This is a genomic window from Candidatus Thiodictyon syntrophicum (assembly GCF_002813775.1).
Classification (GTDB): Bacteria; Pseudomonadota; Gammaproteobacteria; order Chromatiales; family Chromatiaceae; genus Thiodictyon; species Thiodictyon syntrophicum.
The window spans coordinates 346,304-361,407 of sequence record NZ_CP020372.1; the positions used below are offsets into that span (position 1 = coordinate 346,304).

10 protein-coding genes are annotated in these 15,104 nt (G+C 65.5%); all 10 read right to left on the reverse strand.

Features of this window, described 5'->3' with window-relative positions:
• Positions 1–158: 158 nt before the first annotated feature.
• The 10 genes from THSYN_RS32765 to THSYN_RS32810 all read right to left on the reverse strand — a co-directional run bounded on the left by THSYN_RS32765 (position 159) and on the right by THSYN_RS32810 (position 15,103).
• On the reverse strand, positions 159–2,006 hold the full coding sequence (locus THSYN_RS32765) for an Hsp70 family protein (protein ID WP_100923231.1): 1,848 nt from the start codon (positions 2,004–2,006) through the stop codon (positions 159–161).
• Positions 2,003–2,677 (reverse strand): DUF2760 domain-containing protein, encoded by a 675-nt coding sequence (locus THSYN_RS32770; protein ID WP_236849071.1) that lies wholly within the window; start codon positions 2,675–2,677, stop codon positions 2,003–2,005. Before THSYN_RS32770 ends, THSYN_RS32765 begins: the two co-directional genes overlap by 4 nt.
• A gap of 285 nt (positions 2,678–2,962) precedes the next feature.
• Positions 2,963–3,544 carry a Uma2 family endonuclease gene (locus THSYN_RS32775; RefSeq protein ID WP_100923232.1) on the reverse strand — a complete coding sequence of 194 codons (582 nt, stop codon included), beginning with the start codon at positions 3,542–3,544 and terminating at the stop codon, positions 2,963–2,965.
• 204 nt (positions 3,545–3,748) lie between these two features.
• The gene (locus tag THSYN_RS32780) at positions 3,749–6,496 is read right to left on the reverse strand and encodes a phospholipase D-like domain-containing anti-phage protein (protein ID WP_100923233.1); all 2,748 of its coding nucleotides are present in this window, start codon (positions 6,494–6,496) and stop codon (positions 3,749–3,751) included.
• Positions 6,493–6,918 (reverse strand): type II toxin-antitoxin system VapC family toxin, encoded by a 426-nt coding sequence (locus THSYN_RS32785; protein WP_100923234.1) that lies wholly within the window; start codon positions 6,916–6,918, stop codon positions 6,493–6,495. Before THSYN_RS32785 ends, THSYN_RS32780 begins: the two co-directional genes overlap by 4 nt.
• A complete protein-coding gene (locus THSYN_RS32790) occupies positions 6,906–7,142 on the reverse strand; it encodes a hypothetical protein (RefSeq protein WP_236849072.1) in 237 nt (78 codons plus the stop codon). The genes THSYN_RS32785 and THSYN_RS32790 overlap by 13 nt, the downstream gene beginning before the upstream one ends.
• Before the next feature lie 107 nt (positions 7,143–7,249).
• Positions 7,250–7,525, reverse strand: coding sequence for a hypothetical protein (locus THSYN_RS32795; protein ID WP_100923235.1), 276 nt, complete (start codon positions 7,523–7,525; stop codon positions 7,250–7,252).
• A 210-nt stretch (positions 7,526–7,735) separates the two neighbouring features.
• Entirely contained in the window at positions 7,736–10,789 is a 3,054-nt protein-coding gene (locus THSYN_RS32800; RefSeq protein ID WP_100923335.1) for an anti-phage-associated DUF1156 domain-containing protein, read from the reverse strand.
• 304 nt (positions 10,790–11,093) lie between these two features.
• A complete protein-coding gene (locus tag THSYN_RS32805; RefSeq protein WP_236849073.1) occupies positions 11,094–11,687 on the reverse strand; it encodes an anti-phage-associated DUF3780 domain-containing protein in 594 nt (197 codons plus the stop codon).
• A 296-nt stretch (positions 11,688–11,983) separates the two neighbouring features.
• The gene (locus THSYN_RS32810; RefSeq protein WP_236849074.1) at positions 11,984–15,103 is read right to left on the reverse strand and encodes an anti-phage-associated DUF499 domain-containing protein; all 3,120 of its coding nucleotides are present in this window, start codon (positions 15,101–15,103) and stop codon (positions 11,984–11,986) included.
• Between the last annotated feature and the right edge of the window lies 1 nt (position 15,104).

A 15,104-nucleotide genomic window follows, 5' to 3' on the forward strand; every position in this document is an offset into this window, starting at 1 on the left:
CGCAAATACATCCGCTGGTTGGCATCGTCGCGGGCGTCACCCGGACGGTGAACATGCAGCAAAGGCCAAGTCTCTGATTATTTGCGTCAATTTGCGTTCATTTGCGGCTAAACTGCTCTTTCTGGATTTTAACGATCCGACGGGCGCAGCGGGCCTGGCTAGTCCACGCCGGTGCCGCGGGTGTTGAAGGCGACCTTCCAGCGCTGCGCGCCGCCGGCGATGGGGATGGCGGTCAGTTCCAGGGTGCCGACCTCGCTCACCTGTGCCTGGAGCCGCACCGGGACCACCTCGCCGCGCTTGCGGCCCTCGGCGGGCAGTTCGGTCTGGATCTCCTCGAGTTCAGCCAGCTCGTCCGCGGGCCAGTCGGCCAGCAGCTCGCCGACCTGATCGTCGCGGCGCACGTTGGAGCTGAAGAAGCGGAAGCGCACCAGTTCGCCGACCACCAGCCCGAATTCCTGGGGCGGGCTGACCGGATCGGACCCCTCCTCCAGACCGAAGGGCACGAGACAGAGCGCGTGCAGTTCGGGGTCGAGCCCGGGGATGGCGGGGGCCGCCGCCTCGATGCCGACATAGTAGGCGTGGGAGGTGCCGCCGCGGATGCGCACCCCGCCGTGGTGGCGGGCGTGGACATAGAAGGCGGCGCCGCGGGCGACGGCCAGATCGAGATCGCGCGCGTCCAGCAGGCGCGCGGGCGGCGCCCGCTCGGCCTCAAGCCAGGCGTTGATGATGCGCATGACCCGCTCCTGCAACACCACCGGCTTGAAGACGCCGCCGTTGAAGAGGATCGCGGTGGGGTGCAGAAAGCTCGCCCCCGCGGCGGGCTGCGCAAAGCCGTTCAGGTCCTCGGTGGCGCCGGCCTGGCGGGCGAGGAAGGCGGCCAGGTGCCGCGTCACGGCCGGGTCCTGGGCGTAGGGCAGGCTGACCTGGGTCAGGGCGCTGCGGGCGCGTGTCATGGGCCGGGCGTTGGCCGCGACCTCGGGGAAGAAGCCCTCGACCAGGGTGGTCGTCACCTCCTCCTGGGTCAGTTCGGTGCGGATACTGCCGCCGATCAGGCGCGACCCGCGGCTCGGCACCACCACCGGCACCGAGCGCAGGTCCGCGTCACCGAGCAGGGTCTCCTTGGCCTGGCGGCAGCCATAGGTCAGGGCCTGGAACTGCCAGCGGTCCAGTTCCACCCCGTCGGCCTTGAGCTTGGTGCGCACCAGGTGGGCGAGCGTGAGATCCATGTTGTCGCCGCCCAGGAGGATGTGGTCACCGACCGCGATACGGGTCAGCTCCAATGCCCCCTCCTCCTCCGTGACCGCGATCAGCGACAGGTCCGTGGTGCCGCCGCCGACATCGACTACCAGGATGATGTCACCGACCCGTGCCTGGGTGCGCCAGTCCCCATGGCTGTCGTTGACCCAACTGTAGAGCGCCGCCTGGGGCTCCTCCAGCAGGACCAGGTTGGCGATACCGATGGCACGGGCGGCCTCGGCCGTCAGTTCCCGGGCCGCCGGGTCGAAGGACGCCGGCACCGTGACCGTGACCTCCTGGGCCTCCAGCGGCTCCTGGGGATGGGCGACGTTCCAGGCCTCGCGCAGGTGCGAGAGGTACTGCACGCTGGCGGCAAAGGGCGAGATCTTGGTCACCTCGTCCGGGGCGCCCTCCGGGAGGAAAGCGGCGCGCCGGTCGAGATCCGGGTGACAGAGCCAGGACTTGGCGCTCGACACCAGCCGGATCGGGGTCGTGGACCCCTGGGCGCGGGCCAGGTCACCGGCGATGCGGCTCGGGTCACTGGGCCAGGGCAGGGTCAGGTCGACCGGCCGGAACTCCTCCGGGTGGGGCAGATACAGAAAGGACGGCAGCAGCGGGCGTTCCATCACCTCGCCCGGGGCCGTGAGTTGGGGGATGGGCAGGATCGCATCGACGATGGTGTCCCCGTCGCCCTCCTGCGAATCGATGTAGGCCAGGGCGCAATGGGTGGTTCCCAGGTCGATCCCGATGCAATAGCGGGCCGCGCTCACAGTTCCACCTCCGCCGGCGCCAGGATGCCCAGGTCGCGCCCGCTCACCACCTTGGGCAGGTGCAGCTCGGTGGCGCGCCAACCGCCGTGGACCAGGGTGCCGCGGAAGGGCGGCTCACCCACCAATTGACCGGTGATGCGGACCTCGGCCGGGTCGAAACCGGCCGGCAGCGTGACCCGGCCGCCCTCGGGCTCGCTGCGCACCGGGGCTATGGTCACATGGTCGTCGAGCACCCGCCGCAGCCCCTGGTGCACGACCCGGGCGGCGGCGCCGACCTGCTGGTCCGAATAGTCGGCGACGTCCTGCTGGAGGAAGTCCACCAACCGCGCCTCCTTCTGGAAGAGCCCGAGCAGCAGCAGGGCCGAATCCGGCGGGGCCTTGTCCAGGGTGGCCAGCGGGGCCGGCGCAACCTTCTGAACCGGAAGCGGGGCCGGGGCGGGTGCCGCCGGGGGCAGCGCGCCGGTCTCGCCCTGGGGGGACGTCGGGTCGAAGCCACGGTTGAAGGCGCGGGCGAACGCCGGGTCGTACAGGGCGCGCCCGAAGACCAGCAGGGCGATACCAAGGTGCCGGAGCATCCGGCCGGTCCACTTGGCGGCGATGACGAGCCACTTCACGAAGGACCGCGCGGCGGCGCGCAGCCGCTGCGCAAGGCTTGACTGGGGGTCTGGCATAGGGGTTCCTCTTGGATGCCGGGAGGGGCGGCGACGGGCACCGCGACAGACTGCGCATGATACCGCGGTCGCAAAAGCCCGCTGGGCTTTTGCGACATGTGATTATGGTTCCAATCAGCGCCGCGGCATCGACTGGAGTTCGAGGCTGACCGTGAAGGTCGCGCAGCGACGCTGTGGGAGCGGCTTCAGCCGCGACGAGGCGCCGCGTCCAACGCAGACGCCGCGTTCCCCGCGCGGCCCGTCGCGGCTGAAGCCGCTCCCACGGGGGAACCCTCAGCGTTGCCGCTACTCGGTCGGCGCCCAAAGAGCGCCCAAGTCGATCGTCACTGCATCGAAGGGCGCAACCGACACCGGCGTCGCGCCGACAAAGCGGCCGATCTCCCGCCAGGCCCCCGCGTCCAGGGCGTAGGCCTCCAGGGTGTGCGCGACCGGGTCGATCAGCCAGGCGTGGGGCACGCCGTACCGCGCATAGATCGGCATCTTGATCTTGCGGTCCTTACTCTCGGTGGAGGGCGACAGAATCTCGCACACCCAATCCGGGACCACCAGCGCCCGGTGTTGGGCCTTCGGAAGATGCGGCAGGCGTGCGCGTCGCCATCCGGCCAGGTCCGGAACATCCACCTCGGTGTCACGGATGAAGTGAAGTTCGGGCTCCACCACGATCAGCCAACCGCCCGGACCCCCGCCCCGCCCTTTCTGGAAGGGTCCGACCAGTTCTTCAGCCAGCGACGTTTCGGTATAGCCATGCTCCAGGCTGGGGCGCGGCTGGGCGTAGAGTTGACCGTTCAGGATTTCGCCGGTCAGTCCTGCGGGCAGGGCTTCAAGCTGTTCATAGAGGCTGGGGCTGGGGTGCTGATGCGCGTGCATGACTCGGGCTCCCGTGCCAGGTTGATCGATGAAGCTCAGTTGAGGTCGGTCGGCGGGATTCGCCACCTGGCGCGGACGCACGCTCGGATGACCGCGCGGTCCGGACGCCGTGAGCGGGGACCGGGCACATTGCTGATAATGTACCTTATCTCAAGCCGGTCATGGTGACCGGCGCGGCGCGCGCTGACCACTGGCGCAGCCCATCTAGCCTCCCCACCCCTGCCGCATCAGGTTGTCGAGATCGCGGCGCGCCAGCACCGCCGCACAGTCGCGCCAGGCATCGTCGGTGGGCTTGATGCTGTCGTTGTAGCGCAGGTCGAAGCCCGAGGCCTGGCGGCGCTCTTCGATGTACTGGTCCATCTTCTCGCCCAGGGTCGCGATATCGTCGATCCAGTCGTCCTTGATGGTGTCCGGCAGACCGCCGAACAGGTCGTAGCGGTTGCGCATCCGCTCGGACAGGCGCTCATAGACCTTCTCGTCCACCGTCCCCTGATGGACCAGGTTCAGCATGTCCACCGTCGCGCGGGTCTGGCCGAAGCGCTTGATGCGGCCGATGCGCTGTTCGAGCTTAGTCGGATTCCAGGGCAGATCGACATTGATCAGGGTCCCCAGGGTCTGGAGGTTCAGGCCCTCGCAGGCGGCGTCGGTGGCGACCATGATGCGGATATCGTGGTCGGCGACCATCCGTTTCAGGGCCTCGCGGGCGATGCCGACCGCCTGGCCGTCCCGATACAGGCGGCTGCGCTGCGCACCGGCATAGAGCCCGATGACCTCGCCCGGCAGTTCCAAGGCCAGGGCGTCGGCCACCCACCGGGCGGTGTCATGGTACTGGCTGAAGATGATGCAGCCCAGGTCCAGCCAGCCCTCGTCGTTCAGGTAATACCGGATCGCCTGCAGCTTCGGATCATCGTCCATGCCGTTCAGGGCGGCGATCAAGGCCTCGAGCGCGGCACGCTCCGCGTCGGTCTGGATCGTCAGTTGCGCCTCGGCGTCTTCGGACTCTTGCTCGATCTCACGCCCGGCAAGCAAGGTGGTCGCGGTGTTGATACCGGCAACGCGGCTGGAACAGACCCGCTGCTCCATCAGGTTCTTCATGAAGCCTCCGCCCTTACCGCGCTTGGCGAGGACCCGCCCGAAGGCGCGCGCCTCCTCGTAGGCCCGGTCGAACCCCGGCGCGGTGCGTAGCGCCATCCCCTGGAACAGTGCGTTGAACCGGTGCTGGTCCTCGACCAGTCCCCCGTCCGGATGGACATTGACCGCGACCTTATCGAGCAGCCCTTGGGCCTCCAGGGTCGCACGCTTGCGCAGGACCACATGGCGGACCAAAGGGTTCTCGCGTTGAAAGAAAGAGGCGCCGTCGATCACCCGCTCAAGCTCGGTCTCCAGATCGTCGCGCAGTTCTTCCGACAGCAACGGCAAAGCGCCCGCCAGATGCTCGGTCCGACGCAGCCCGAGTTCTTCGCGCAGGTTGCGGAACAACCGGCGAGCGTTGGGCTCGTTGGTGGACTCCATGGTCGGCAACGGCGAGCGCAGCAACCGCCAACCTGAATGGAGATCAAGGACCCGCTCCTCGCCGCACAGGATGGGCAGCACCCGCCCCGGGTTGTGCCAGGTAGCCAGCTCGTTACCGAGCACGAAGCCGTTGCTGCCCCGATGCAGCACCCGCACCAGGTCCCACAGGTCCTCGGCCTGGGTCTGGATGGGCGTGGCGGTGCCGAGCAGCACATGGTCCGCCCGGTTGGCGACCGCGTGCATGAAGGCGAGCAACTCGTTCGGCTCACCGGCCTGCTGGCCATAGCCCTGGCGCGAGCGCGCCTTGTCGGCCTCGTCCAGGATGACGAGATCAAAGCTCAATCCGGTCAGGACCTCCTTTTCCTTCGACGGCTGCACCATGAGCCCGGTGGAGATGATCCCGATGCGCAAGGGACAGCGGGCGATGTGCTCGGGTCCACTCGGGGAGATCGCCCGCTCCTCGGGGTCGAGCCATACCTTGCGCGTTGAATGCCAGCGGGCACAGGGAATCCCGAGCTTGTCTATCATCTCCGTCTGCCACTGCTCGCACAGCGTGGCCGGGGCGAAGATCACGATGGGCTTGCGGCGGCGCGTCCTGGTTTCGGTCGGCCGCTCGGACAAGAGGCAGAGCGTCAGGGCCGCGGTCCCGAGCGATAGGGTCTTGCCCAGACCGACCTCATCGGCCAGCAGCAGGCGCACCTGACCATGATCGTTGTAATGGCGCAGGCACTCGGTCACGAACCCCTGTTGCCAGGGTTGCAGGGCCATGCCCTCACGGTACAGCGGGGACTCGATCAGGGCGGCGGGGGCCAGGGTGTCTTCGCTATCGATCTCCGGCAGCCCGACCTCGGTGCGCCGGCTGCGGCGCCGGACCTCGCGGACCACCGCCTCCGGCAGGGGGCGGGCCGCGTTCCACAGGAACTCGAACTCGGCCTCGATCCAGGCGACCCCCTCGGGTGAATCGTCCTCCCACAGGATTTCATAATGCTCCTGCCAGCCGTGGCGGGTCTCGTTCATAGAACCGATGAAGCCGACCCGGCGCCCGTCGGCCCGCTCGATGACCCCGGCCTTGCCGTGCACGAAGCCGCAGATGCTGTCAGGTGCCACCCGGATCACCTGGCCGCGCTTCGCCAGGAAGGCGTCGAGGCGCTGATAGCGCTCCCGGTTCAGCAGCGACTCGGCCTCGATCGAGCGCTCGTTCCAGCGCCCGAGCATCCGCGCCTCGCGTACCTGGGCGACCTTCAGGTCCTCCGGGGTCAGGTCCACATTGCAGACGATGCGCACCTCCGCCACCGACTCCAGCCATTCGTGGGCGACCTCGAACAGCGAGCTGGTGAAGTAGCCGGCGATGCGCCGGTAACTGCGCGCGCCTTGGAGGTGTTCGGCCAGGAAGCTGCGATCGAGCCGGTCGGTGCGCGAGGAGAGGCGGCGGATAGTCACGGCCCGACCGCAGCGACAAAGGGATTCAGCAAGCGCACCCCGCAGCGCTCAACATCGCGCACATTGCGCGTCACCAGAATCAAGTCGTGCTCTAATGCCGTTGCCGCTAAGAGACCATCAATCACGGGCAATGCGTCTGGGACGTTGTTGTTTCCCCACCGCTCGGCAATAGCGCGCGTTACCGGCAAGATTCGATCCTCAAAACCAACCTGGATAAGTGCCATCCGCCGCTCCAATCGCGCGGCTTGATCGGGATCGCGTCGCCGCAGCCGTTCGATGCCTTGGCGAACCTCGCCAAGAACCAGGACCGAGAGATAGATGTCCCGGCTGCGGGTATTCGCATACCAGGCGACGACGCCCACGTCTGCACGCCTTCTTTTCTGCAATTCAGAAAGTACGTTAGTGTCGATCAGGAAGCCCATTCAGAATCACCGCGGCCGCAATCTCGGGGGCGCTGAAGGTCATCAGCGGTCAAGCCATCGGTCAGTCCAGCCAACAGGTGCTTGAGATCATCTTCATCGGCCGACAATGCGGGGCTATCGTCCATCAGCAGTAAAACCCGCAGGTGGGTGCCGTCCGGTATCGTGTCCGGAAGGCGGATCGAGTTGCTCTGCGCCGTAGCCTCGAACTCGATTGCTTTCATCATTGTTACACCTCTCTGGCATGACGTGGCAGACGATTTTAATGGTATGTCCCGCTGTTTCCAGTTGATCATCACCGTCTTGACGAACCGCGGACTGGAAAATGAGTCACTCACAACACGTTCACCACTTCTGCCGCCCGCCGGATCAGCGCCAGATCGTCCGCCATAGCTCGGGCGTCTCCATCCAGCTTGGGCACGGAGGCCAGCAATTCGCCGAGTCGCGCAATGGGGTAGCCGCTCTTGGCCGGCGGACTCAGCTCAGCGACGGTCTGACTGCCCTTGGTGATGGCCAGTCGTCGGCCCGTCAGCCGCACCCGGTCGATCACGACCGAGAGATTACGCACCAGTTCAGTCGTCGTTACGCTCTCGTTGAGGTCGTGTCGCATGTTTCCGCCGGGGCCACATCAGGCCGTCAGGGTTGGTCCGTGAATTTGCAGTGTTTACGGGCCGGACGGGGCATGCGCCCCGTCCGGAACGTTTTCGGTGCTCCTCATGCCCGCAGGCTTTGCTGGCAGCCGCGAAACATTCGGGACGGGGTGAATACCCCGTCCCGCCTGGCAGGCGAATGCCGCGTCCCACTTGGGTGCCTTCGCGGCTCATTGTAGCCGCTGGTGGCGAATCCGGCTGGCGATGGCCTCAGCGGCGCGGCGGATCTCGGCGCCGCGTGCCTTGGCGGCGATGAAATCGGCCATGTCCATCAGGATCGGGCGCTTGTCCAGGTAGTCCACCAGGGCGTCGCGCAGGTTGGCCATGACGACCGCGGGGTCCTTCTCCGCCAGAAACTCCTGGATGGCGACGATCAGGGCACCCAGTGGGGTGGGGCCGAGCTCGGTGCGGTCGGTCAGATCCCGGGGCTTGAACTCGGTGATGGACTTGAGCCGCGCCGCGTTGGGCTTGATGCTCGCCATCACCGCGGCGTAGTCGGCGACACGGAAGGCCTTGGCGAAATTCTGGTAGTTGTCGAGCTTCGCCGCCCCGGTGGTCTCCATGTCCAACATGCGCAGATAGAAGCGCTGCATCCCGCCGATGGCCGCCCAGGTCTCGCGCTCGAGGCCCTCCGGGACCAGCAGTCCGTTGGCGGTCTCCGCCGCCTGCTCCACGATCTCATCCACCACGGTGGTCTCGCCCTTGCGCCGCGGGCGCAACGCAAAGGCGGTCACGTCCTCCCCGCCGATGCTGGTGTACCCGGTCAGCACCTTGAGCGCCGCCGCGTAGCCCGCCATCTGCAGGTCCGAGTCGTTGAAGACCGGGGCGCCCATTTTGGTCTGCGTCTCGGTGTTGAGATGCATCATCTGCTTGATCTGGGCGTCCACCTCGCGTTTGACCTCGGGGAGGATGCGCTGCTTGAAGCCGGGGCGGTCACCGAACGGGCGCTTGCGCAGCATCAGGATCACGGTGCCCTGCACGAAGCCCCCCTTCTTGAGTTCCGAGGTCGTCTCGGTCGCGATATACCAGGCGCCGACCACCTGGAGTCCGGAGGCCCAGAAGATGCTCACCATGTCGGACCAGACACCGCTGTCCTGGTGGGTGAACATGACGCACTGCATACCATTGTCCGGCATGTGATGGGTCATGGCCTTATAGGCTTCGACCATACCGCGGCGGAAGTCGTCGCCGGAGCCCTTGATGGCGAGGTCGCGGCGGGAGTCCCAGGTCCATTGGTCGAAAGGGGGGGGCGGGTTCTTGCGTAGCCAGGCAATGAAAAAGTCCGTTATTTCGTGGTACATCACCGCGTCGGCATAGGGCGGATCGGTAATCCAAAAATCCGCGTCGAAGTCGACGACGTTGCTTGGACATTGCTTAATAAGATACCGTTGAGATACGTCCCATTGAAGCGTTTCGCACAAATACAAGTCTTCAAGGAAAACCCAACCCCTAACACCCCAGTTATTCAGCGCGTTAAGGGCTTGATTCGTGAATACGTGGCTCGTGCTTTCGTACCCGGACGGCCCCTCCCACATGCAGAGCTTTGAAGATCGATTGAGGGTTCTTGCGAGAAAGACCAAGTTTGCCGGCGACGTTCCATATTTCCTGAGTATCGCCCCAAGAATTAGCTTACGAGGGTTGAACAACTGGTGCCAATACCGCCATCCGAGATTGGTGATAAGGCTCTTGCCCTGATATCGAGGCGGACCGCCAGGCTCAAGTTCCATATCCGGTACTAAGCCCCGCTCCTGCCACTCAGCGAGATTCCTTTCAACAATCGCATCGACCTTACGCTCACGTTCAAGATCGCCGGCACTGACGGAAGCGAAGAAGGTTTCCCTGCGGGAGCTATCCAGCGTCTCTTTCGTTATCCATTGAATGGCGTACAGGCGTTCTTGAAAGATGTCGCCCGCATGAGGTTTGAAATCCTCTTGTTCCCAGCGACGGAGTAGATTCGCCACATCCCCGTCGGCGTCACTATAGTCGCCGCGCAGTGTCTTGATCGGCATTCGGTGCGTCTTCCCGTCAAGCTCATAGACGAGATTTCCCTCGTGCATTGTGCCTCGTTCCGCAGCCTTCATTGCTGCGGCGGAGACCCCAGACTGCACCTCAATGTCGAAGCGCTGATTCACATTGTCAGGGATCAGCTGGGCGATCACATTGCGCGTCTTGGAAATTACCCAACTCGGCGCCATCGGCACCATCCATCCAGTCTCCGGACACCGTGTCTCCAGGCAATAGAGATACGCCTTGGCCCGGTTGCCCTGACTGTCGTGCTCGATGCCAAGCGCCGTGATCTCCCGATCCACCGCCTCGGCCACCTCGCGTTGTGCCCGCTCGATCTCGGCGCGCCTCTCGGCCGGGGCACCGATGATGTTGAGCGCCCCCCAGGTCAACATGCAGGCGATGGGGTTCAGATCGGAGGCATAGACATCGCAGCCCAGCCGCGCCGCCTCGAAGGGGATAGAGCCGCCGCCGCAGAAGGTGTCGCCGACCCGCGGCCGGTGGCCATAGCGCAGGATGCCCAATTGCTCGACCAATTCCTGGTGCGAATGGGCCTCGATCCCCAGGTGTCCCAGGTGGGCATTCACCGCCGGCCAGATCGGGGCGTAGAGTACCGCCTGATCCATCTCCTCCGGGCGCTTGCACAGGGCGGCGCGCTCCTCATACGTGGGCCAGGTCGCCAGGGCGCGGGCGAGCAGGTCGAGCTTGTCCACCTCGTCGATATCCCGCCGCCAGCGGATGTTGAGCCCCGGGTAGAGATCCAAGTCCAGCGGGAACTGGGCGTCGGCGATTTTCTGCTTATCCTGCGAATTGCCCTTGAGTGAGGCAATGAAGTAGTTCCAGGGCTCCTCCAACGCGACCCGTTGGGCGATGTCGGCCGGGTTGATCTTCGGCTCCCGCCGCGCCAGTCCGCCCTCGTCGAAGGCCATGAGTTGCTCGAAGACCTCCAGGTCCTTCTCCGGATCATCGGTCTGCGGCAACAGGCTGCCCAGGACGATGGCCCGCACCAGGATCAGCGGCTTGCGGCCCTTCCAGTAAGAACCCAGTGCGGTGAGCGTCTGCCCCGCCCCGGCCTTGCGCTCGCGCTGCGCCTCGAACGAGACCTTCTGCGCCGGAAACACCGCCTCGATCAGGGCCGGGGCGTCCTTGAGGGCGAAAGGCTCGAGCCGAGAGGCCCCTGCGAACGGGGCCTTGCCATGCGCCAGTATGGTATCGTGCATCGCGGTCATTCCTGCGTATCGGCAAGCATCGCTTCGATCGCCTGCTCTAAGGGAGCGAGATGGCGCTCAACTGCCAGCACCCTGTTCCGCTTAATCTTGCGGTTGTTTTGAGCCCCGAAGGGGCGCGACATACCAGCCCAGGGCAACGCCCTGGGACAGGGCCGTTAAATCGGCCTAGCCCTGAAGGGGCGTGACATAACGCTGCGGCACCTTATGTCACGCCCCTTCAGGGCTAGGCTGGATTGACCCATCATACCCAGGGCGTCGCCCTGGGCTGGCATGTTTGACCCCGTTGGGGTCGAAATCAATCGTCGAATAGGGGCAAGGTGGTCTGCCCTCCAGGCCCGGTCTTCTCAGGCAGGCGCCGCGGCTTGAACAACTCGCTCTGCGCCGTATCCCCCAGGGCATAGCGCAAGGCGACGCGCCAGCCCCGGTCCGCATCGCCGATCCCGCCGACCGTCATCGCGGTCATGCCGAACAGCCACCAGCGCTCCTCGGGTCGCAGCGCCAGCCAGTTGCGCACGGCGCTGCCGATCTTCTCGGGGTCCAGGCGCTCGATGGCCCAGGCCAGGACGCACAGTTCCTTGCCGAGCAGGCGGTCCACCGGGGTGTCGCCGATCTTCCAGGTGCCGGTGGCCAGGTCGTGTTCCTTGAGCCGGGCGTTGAAGGCGCGGCCTACCTCCGCCCGGATGGCCGTCCAGCGGTGACGCTCCAGCAGGACGCGGTCGATGACCTGCTCGCGGGCGGTCTCGGAGCCCATCCCCAGGTGCTCGCGGATCAGCACGGGCGCCGCGTTGCCGCGCGGGATCGCGACCACGAAGTGATGGGGATCGGAGGTCGCCGGGACGCCGAAGCCCAGGGTGGGGTTGGCGTAGGCGAGGCGCTCAGGTTGGGTCACTGGGATTTCTCTCACGCAGACACGGGCGCGAAGCACAAGAAAGAAGATTCTCTCACGGAGACACGGGCGCCCTGTACAAGAAAGAAGATTCTCTCACGGAGACACAAAGACACAAAGGAAGAAAGAACAGGCGGGCGGGCGACCAAGCGTGCACAATAATGTAGCGAAATTGCAGCTTAATCCCATTCTTCTCTTCTCCGTGCCTCCGTGTCTCCGTGAGAGAATCTTCTTTGCCCTTAGTCCCCTCCTTATCTTCTCCGTGGCTGCGTGTCCCCGTGAGAGAATCCTTTTTCGTCCTAATCCTGAATGACATCGCCCGACTTGAGTTCGACGCCCGCGATCTCGGCGAATTCCTTCAGCGCAAACCCATCGCCGAAGGTGACGCCGCCCTTGATCAATACCTGGACCGCCGCTTTCTCGTCCCCCAAGGCCGCGCGGATGCCGCGGATGGCGGTCTCGATCGCGGCGGCCGTGAGGCGGCGCTCGTTGAAGCGGATCTGAACGGCGTTTTCGCCCTCGCCCAGGATGATCTGAACGCCGCTGAGAAGGGTGTCGGTGCGGTCCTTGAAGCGCTGGATGAAGCCGAACGCCTTGTCGGTCGTGTCGATCGAGACCCGCTTGGTAGCGGCCAGTCGTGCCGGTTTGCGCTCGTCGATGATGACCCGATCGTCGCCGGCCGACGGGATCTGGATCTTGGCACTCTTCTCCACCTCCCCGGCCTTGGCCGCAATCAGGATGGTGCAGCCCTTCGCCGGCACCTGGAAGGGGTCAGTGTAAATGATCCCCTCTTTGGGGTTGGTGCCGTCGAGACTGTAGCGCATCTCGGCATCAGGGGTGCAGCGCAGCGCGACCTTGCGGGTGTCGGCTATTGTGAGAACCTGATGGCGGACGGTGAGATCCACGGTCCAGCGGGTCGGCTCGCCCACCTGGTACTTGCCGGCACTGTCCACCGCGATGAAGTACAGGGTCGCCTCAGGGGTGCGATAGTCCTCGAGGTCTTGGACCTGGTGGTCCTGGTCCGACACCGCCGCGGTCTTGGCAACATAGACCCGGGGGCTGTCACCGGCGTTGCGGGGGACGAGCGCGAGGGTGGTCTCGCCGGTCTCACGGTTGGTCCCCTGGGGAGTCACGTTCACCGAGGTCTTCGCGGCCGGGAAGGGCCCCTTCTCGATATGCCCCTCCGGCGTCTGGCGCCAGCGGCCTTGCTTGAGGGCCTCGTCGCGGAGCTGTTCCAGCCCACGCGCCCCCGGCATCCAGGGCCAGGTCGGATCGGTCTTGGCGCGCATGACCAGATCGCGCCAGGGGACGCGGCGATCCTTGGCGGGCCACAGGTAGGTCTCGGCCATGGCCCAGTAGGCCGGCAACTCGTCGGGCATGTCCAGGGCGAGCTTGTTGTCGCAGCGTCCGCTGGCCAGGAGCTTTTCGATCTGGGCCTCGGCGGCATGTTCGCCCGTGCCGAAGGTCAGGCCGTTGTCGATGGTGGCCATGACGAGTTCGCCTTGTTCAGTGCCGGCCCCACCAGGGAAGAACAGCCGGTTGTAGGCGCCGGAGACGGCCTTGGTGAAACGCTCGGACAACTCTTCGAGCTTGTCGCGGGCCTCCTCGAAGAGGGTATCGCCCGGCTTGAGTGTGCTGAAGATTTTCTCGACGGCGTACAGCTCCCGCAGCCTGGCATCGACCTCATTTGCCAGGTGGCTGTCGTGTCCGGACAGGATCAGGACGTTGTTCTTTTCCTGCTGGAACACGAAAAAGTTGCGGATCGCCTCGGGTGGGGTGCGCCCATCCGGTTGCACCACCAGCAGGATACGCGCACCCGCGAGCCGCACGTCATCCAGGCGCGGCATGATCTGGACTTCCTGATAGGCCGCCTTGGACTTGCTCTGGGCCTGAAAGAGCCCGGTCAAGCGGTTGATCAGGGCCTGCTCCAGCTTGGGTAGCGGGATCTGCTTGGCGTCGCGCTCGATGCGTCGCCCCAGATTCTCGGTCTCTTTGAAATAGAAGGCATCATTCTCCCGATGCAGATACCAGGCACGGTCGCGCAGGCGTTCCAGGCCCGCCAGGAATTCGTCGGCCTTACGATAGGGTGCGACCAGGTATTCGATGATCTCGGCCTGGGTCAGGCCGGTGTGGGCACCCACGGCGCGGGACAGTGACGCGGACAGGATCAACCTGGCCACCTGGGTGGCCGCGTCGCTGCCCAGATCACCGTCGATCTCCTCGGCGCGGGCGTTGCCGTGGTCGGCGATGTCGTTGACCACCGCGGGCAGGAGCGCCGGGTTGACACGCTGGACCTCGTCGCGGACCTGCGAATCGTTGAGATCCAGGTGCTGGGTGCCGATCAGGAAGACGTCATTGGCCTCCCGGTTCCAGACGCTGCGCAGCAGCCGGGCCGTGAACTGCATCAGACCGCGGGTCTGACGAAAGCCCTCGTTCTCCTTGAACAGGGCCACCAGGTTCTTGAACGAGGGGTGGAAGGGGTAGGTCTCGCGGACCTCCAGGGCGACCTGCTCCATGGCCCGGGCGGCGATGTAGCCGCCGTCCTCGGCGGCCTTGACCTGCTCGGCAAAGGCCTCGCCGACCGATTCGATCAGGGCGTCCCCCGGCAACTCGGTGAACAGGCGTTTTTTCAGGATCTGGTAGATCTCGTTGCCGGCGAGTTGGACCGGGGTGATGGTCTGGGCCTGGCGCCGGGACTCCTGCTGGAGGTTGGACATGATCCGCGCCAAATCCTTGGTCTGGGCCTCGTAGCTGCCCGACAGGTTGGCGATGACCACACAGCAGCGCGGCAGCCGGATTGCCGCGGTCAGCAGGTTGCTGATGCTGTAGGTCACCAGATCGGCCAGGGACCCCTTGCCGACCGGGCGGGTGTCGGCGTTCAGCAGATAGGGCGGCAACTCGTCCAGCAGGATCAGGGTCGGCGCGTCGCCGATGATTTCCAGCCACTTCTTCTCGTCGATCCCACGGGGACCATCGATCCAGTAGGGGCGCACCAGGTCGGCCTCACCCAACTGTTCGGCGATCTCGCCCCAGATATAGTGCTCCGGATCGTTGCGGCCGTTGAAGGCGGCAATGCGGGCGGGGCCGAAGTCCAGCCGTGCCGCAAGGTCGGCGGGCAGCACGGCGGCGCGCAGGTGCGGGTGCTTCGCCAGCAGACCCAGCGCGACCATGAGGTGGGTCTTGCCGCCGCCCATCGCCTGGGCCAACTCGAAGGCGGCCTGGTCGGACTGGCCGGCAAGCCGCAGCAGGCCCTCGCGAAACAGGGTATCCATGCCCTGGGTAACGTAGTTGCGGGCGAAGAATTCGGCCCCGTCCCCGGCCCCGCCGATCAGGTCCGAGAGGTTCTCGATGGCCTCGGTCATCCGGTAGTCGTAGACCATCGGATGGATCTTGCAGGCGTCACGAACGGTTCCAAGCACG